We start from the raw sequence: 5474 nt of genomic DNA, 5'->3' as shown, positions 1-5474 counted from the left end.
GATCTCCCGTCATCGCGGCTATCAGCGTATGGATGCTCATTCAGCTCGGCGGCCGGGAACGTAGCCTCAACCAATACGAGCGCCTCTTCGAGCAAGCCGACCTACGCCTAAACACATTCAGCCACCATCCCGATGCGCCATCGGTACTCGAAGTCGTCATCCGCTGAGAAGCCAATCACACCGCGACACGGTAAACATTCACGTCCGGGAGGGCGTGGCGAAGCCACGCGGTTGCGTGGGAGTGATGTGAGCGCGGTTTTTGGGGTGCTCAGGTGGGAGCCACCAGCGGGGGTTTCCAGGGGTTTCCGGTGATGGCCTGGCGTAGGGCGGTGATTACGTCGGCGCCGTGTTTGCGGGCAGTGTCGATGTAGCCGCGAATGTCGAGGCGATCTTGGGTGACGTCTGTTGAGCGGCATTCCTAACGCCGACGAATGTCGCTCGGGGCGTCAGTGGCGTTGCCGATGATCTGTTGATCTTCTCCTGGGTGGTCGTGGTCGTGGTCGGCTTCGTCAGCTTGCCGAGCTTGTGAAGAATCGCGCCGACGAAGACGACAGCGGCCCTCCCGCCTGATGTGTCGTGGTGGACCGCCGGCGGGAGGGCCGTGCTGATGCACGGAGGCATCGTTGGTGACGGTAGAGGCCGACCCGCTCTTGGTCGAGACGAGGTTGGCGAGCGGCCAGCTCCCCTGTCCGGGGTGCGAGGAATCGCTGCGGCCGTGGGGCTGGGCGCGTCCGCGCGGGGTGCACGGCCTGGTCGAGACGCTGCGTCCGCGTCGCGGGCGCTGTACTGCTTGTCTGGTCACGCATGTGCTTTTGCCGGTGACGGTGTTACTGCGCCGCGCGTATGCCGCTGACGTGATCGGAGCGGCGGTGACGGCCCGCGCCGCTGGGGCAGGTCAGCGGCCGATCGGGCTGGGGTTGGGGGTGCCGTCGGCGACGGTGCGTGGCTGGCTGCGCAGGGTGGCTGGTCGGCTCGAGTCGTCGCGGGTGGTGCTGCTGGGGGTTGCTATTCGCGCCGGTGTCGATGTCGCGGTGCCGACCGGGTTGGGGTGTCCGTGGCGGGACTTGCTGGCCGCTCTCGGCGCCGCGACGGCGGCGCTGACGGGCAGGTTCGGGCCGGTGGGTGTGCTCGGCCCGGTGACGGCGTGGCAGGTCGCCGCCGCGTGTTCGGGTGGTCGGCTCCTTGCCCCGGGCTGGCCGGTGATCGCCGGCAACACGAGTCGCCCCTGACGGGCGTGGCCGCGGGTCGAAATCCTCGCGAGGGTCACTGTCCGACCACCGAGATTCCGGATCGCGGCGGGCTCCCTGTGCTGAATCGAGGTATCCACGCGTGTCCACCCATGATCACGACCTCACGAACGATGTCGCCCGCCGGGCGAGGGCGCAGCGGGTGGCGTTGTTCCGCTACCAGTTGATCTGCCCTGCCCTGGAACCGGGCCTGTCCACGAAGGCCCGCGGCCGGGTGGTGCGGGCGATCGCCGCGGCCACCCACGCTGGCCCGTTCGGCGGGCGGCACCGCTACTCCCGCGACACCCTGGATCGGTGGATCCGCCGTTACCGCGCCGGCGGATTCGACGCGCTGGCCCCCTCGACACGCCAACCCGGCACCCGGATCGACTCGACGGTCCTGGAGCTGGCGGTGGCGTTGAAGCGGGAGAACCCCGACCGCACCGCGGCCCAGGTCGCCCGGATTCTCAAGGCGTCCGGCGGCTGGTCCCCGTCGGAGTCCACGTTGCTGCGGCTGTTCCACCGCCGCGACCTGATCCGCCCGGCGGCCCAGGGCGCCACGGCGGTGTTCGGCCGGTTCGAAGCCGCTGCCCCGAACGAGCGGTGGGTGGGCGATGCCCCGCACGGCCCACGGGTCGGCGGCCGCAAGACCTACCTGTTCGCGTTTCTCGATGACCATTCACGTCTGGCCGTGGGGTATCGGTTCGGGTTCGCTGAGGACACCGTGCGCCTGGCCGCCGCGCTGGCCCCGGCCCTGGCCGCACGAGGCGTCCCGCAAAGTTGCTATGTCGATAACGGCAACGCGTTCGTCGATGCGTGGCTGCTGCGCGCCTGCGGCAAGCTCGGCATCCGGCTGGTTCACTCGACGCCGCACCGCCCGCAAGGCCGCGGGAAGATCGAGAGGTGGTTCCGCGGCGTGCGCGACCAGTTCCTCGTCGAGGTAACGGATTCGACCGCTGCCGAGGTCACCGAGCGTGGGCTCACGCCCGCCGCCGCGTTGCTGGAGTTGAACGCACTGTTCACCGCGTGGGTCGAGTCCCAGTACCACCACCGGGTGCATTCCGAGACCGGGCAGACACCCCTCGCCCGCTGGGACGACGGGTGGCAGATAGCCGGGCACGGCCCGGTCATGCCCGGCCCGGACGCGTTGACCGAGGCGTTCCAATGGTCCGAGCAACGCACCGTCACCAAGACCGCGACGGTGTCGCTGCACGGCAACACCTACGAGGTCGAGGCGGTGCTGGTCGGCTGCAAGGTCGAGTTGGTGTTCTCCCCGTTCGACCTAGAAACGATCGAGGTGCACTACCGCGGCGCCCGCTACGGCCGCGCCGTGCCGTTCCGCATCACCCGCCACGCGCATCCGAAAGCACGCCCGGAAACCCCCGAGGCGGCCCCGGTGGCGAACACCGGGATCGCCTACCTGGCTCTGGTCGCCGACGCCCACCAGCAACAACTGCGCGACGAGGGACGCATCGGCTTCCACGCCCTCTACTCCACCCCAGCGCCGCCGCCGCCTGATGACGGTCAGCTGCCGGGCCAGTTGTCCATCGACGACGCCCTCACCAGCACCGGTGACAGCAACGGAACCGGCGCGGCCGACACAGCGACGGCGGTCCGGTCGTGAGCTCGCGCCTGCAGTCGCACTGGGGATTCACCCGGATGCCGTTCGGTCGGAGCCTGGCACCGTCGATGCTGCACCGCCACGGCGGGCACGCCGAAGCGGTCGCCCGGATCGGCTGGTGCGTCGAGCAGCACTCCCTGGGGGTGATCACCGGCGAGGTCGGTGCCGGCAAGACCGTCGCCGTCCGCGCCGCGACCGCCGCGCTGGACGGCTCGCGGCATGTGGTCATCTACCTGCCCAACCCCTCGGTCGGAGTGCGCGGCATGCTGCACCACGTCGTCTCCGCCCTCGGACAAGTGCCCAGCTTCTACACCGCGACGCTCGTGCCGCAGGCCGCCGCGGCATTAGCCGCCGAGCACGCCGAACGGGGCCGCACCCCCGTGGTCGTGTTCGACGAGGCGCACCTGCTCGACAACGCCCAGCTCGAGGCCGTCCGCATGCTGACCAACCACGACATGGACTCCGGGGCACCGTTCGCGGCCGTGTTGATCGGTCAGCCGACACTGCGCCAGCGGCTACGTCTGGGCGTGCTCGCCGCGCTCGACCAGCGCATCACCGTCCGCTACGCCCTGGCCGGGATGAGCGAGACCGAGACCGCCGACTACATCACCCACCACGCCAAAATCGCCGGACGTTCAGACACCCTTTTCAGCGACGACGCCCTCACCCTGATCCACAACGCCTCACGCGGCTATCCCCGAGCGATCAACAACCTCGCCCTCAACGCCCTCACCGCGGCCTTCGCTCGCAACGCCAGCATCGTCGACGAGAAAGCCGCCCGCACCGCCATCTCCGAAACCGGCGCCGACTGACCATCACCCCGCCGACGACACCATCACCTGACAGACGAAGGCCCCGCCAGCCACCAGCAGGCGGGGCCTTCCCACACCCCGGTCATCGACAAACCGAATGACGGCATCCTCTGCAAGATCAACGACGGTCAACACGCGTCAACAACAACAGCGGTGACACAATGACCCACGACGAAGCTCCAGTACTGACTCGATCTGTGAGAAGACCGCTGTCGTACCGGGGCTTCGTCCCATTCACCGAACCAACACGCCGCGTATCAACGCATCGCGACCCAGCTCACACCCCCGCCCCATCTATGATCTTGAAACGGCCGTGGCTCCAGCCCACGGCCGTTCCAAGATCATGATGTGAGTCCTAGGATGGTGAAGGGCCGGTTCATGGAACGTGCGGCCCATCGGGTGGCTTCGGTGATATCGGTGCGTCCGGCCAGTCGGAGGGCGCCGATGGCGAGGTTGCGGAGTGCGGCCATGATTCTGGGCCCGGATCGGGTCTTGACCTGGGATTTGTCCTCTTGGTAGAGGGTGTCGCGGATCCAGTGAAGGGACTCGATCGACCACTGTTGACGGACGTATCCGGCCAAGGTGGCGGGGTCTGTCTGATCGGGTTTCGGGCTGGCGACACCGAGGGCGGCGACGGCCGAGATCGGCCGGCCGCGGAGGTCGCTGACGTAGCGTTCGATGAGGAACACCTGGTTGACGTGCGGGAATGGCAGATTCGGTGGGGCGGGCAGGACCTGAATGGTCCGGGTGGTGACCCGGCCGTGGCCGGTGTCGACGCCGCGGTGCGCGATGGGGGCGTCCTTCCACGCCAGGGCGTCGAGGGCGTCGAACAGAGCTCGCCGGTTCTGCTTCACCGGGAGCACGAACTGGCCGCCGCGTTCGTGGATATGGTTCGCGGTGGCCTTCACCGTATGCAAGGCATCGGCGGTCACGATCTTGTCGTTCAGGTCGATCTGGCCGAGCACCGCCGCCGCCATCGGCACCTCATTGGTCTTCGTGCCGACCTCGGCCTGGGCGGCGACTACCGAGGTGGCGGCGTCCGGGCCAACCAGGGCGGCGAGCAGGTGCATCTGGTTGCCCTCGGCGTCCTTCGCGCCGCGGATCGTCTTGCCATCCAGCCTCACCTGCATCAACGCCGGACAGTCGCCGCGGTCGTCGACGGCCGGCGGTGTGGTGAACCCGGCCACGCCGCTCAGCCACTGACCGACAACAGCATCGAAGGCCTCGGCATCGGCGTCGGTGAGCACTCGCCAGATCGTGGTTTTCGACGGTGGCCCGACAGGCAGGGCGCCGGCACGGATGTACAGCTCTGCCAGGACCGCGACCGGAACATCGGTGACCCAGCCGGTGATGGCGGTGTAACCCCTCATTCCGGCGACCACCGCCGCGGCGGCCAGGGCCAGCACCACCGAGACCGGATGATCACGACCTTGATCTGATCGGCCATCACTCACCCCACCCAGTAGTTCCAGCAGGTCACCGCACACTCGGGCGACCGGTACCGAGACCACCGGCCCAGCCGGAACGGGCACAGCGAGGTCAATGACAGACTGAACCACGACGAAGCTCCGGGGACACGATCGGTGAGATGATCACTGTCCATATCCGGAGCTTCGTCGCACCACCACGAGACACGCCGTACGTGATCAAATCGCATCAATCCGCACGGGAACCCCGCTCAAACCTATCTCGATCTTGGAACGGCCGTGGTCCCCGCCGTGGCCGTACCTACCCTGATGGTTGCCGCCGCGCCACTCCAACTACCTCACACAAGGGATGTGGCCGATCGCGCCGCTGGCACAGCCGAACTTGCTC

4 protein-coding genes are annotated in these 5474 nt (G+C 68.1%); 3 read left to right on the top strand and 1 reads right to left on the bottom strand.

What is annotated here, in order from left to right; all coding sequences use genetic code 11:
• The first annotated feature begins 626 nt into the window (after positions 1-626).
• The 3 genes from VGJ14_16510 (at position 627) to VGJ14_16500 (ending at position 3659) form a co-directional block, all read left to right on the top strand.
• On the top strand, positions 627-1229 hold the full coding sequence (locus VGJ14_16510; protein ID HEY2834032.1) for a hypothetical protein: 603 nt from the start codon (positions 627-629) through the stop codon (positions 1227-1229).
• 100 nt (positions 1230-1329) lie between these two features.
• A complete protein-coding gene (locus tag VGJ14_16505) occupies positions 1330-2850 on the top strand; it encodes a DDE-type integrase/transposase/recombinase (GenBank protein HEY2834031.1) in 1521 nt (506 codons plus the stop codon).
• Positions 2847-3659 (top strand): AAA family ATPase, encoded by an 813-nt coding sequence (locus VGJ14_16500; protein HEY2834030.1) that lies wholly within the window; start codon positions 2847-2849, stop codon positions 3657-3659. The genes VGJ14_16505 and VGJ14_16500 overlap by 4 nt, the downstream gene beginning before the upstream one ends.
• Before the next feature lie 341 nt (positions 3660-4000).
• Here VGJ14_16500 and VGJ14_16495 read toward each other — a convergent pair whose 3' ends face one another.
• Positions 4001-5146 (bottom strand): ISAs1 family transposase, encoded by a 1146-nt coding sequence (locus tag VGJ14_16495; GenBank protein ID HEY2834029.1) that lies wholly within the window; start codon positions 5144-5146, stop codon positions 4001-4003.
• Positions 5147-5474 lie beyond the last annotated feature (328 nt).

Source organism: Sporichthyaceae bacterium (assembly GCA_036493475.1).
In the GTDB taxonomy this organism is placed as follows: Bacteria; Actinomycetota; Actinomycetes; order Sporichthyales; family Sporichthyaceae; genus DASQPJ01.
Note: the sequence above shows the minus strand (reverse complement) of the source record. Positions and strands in the feature narration are given on the sequence as shown.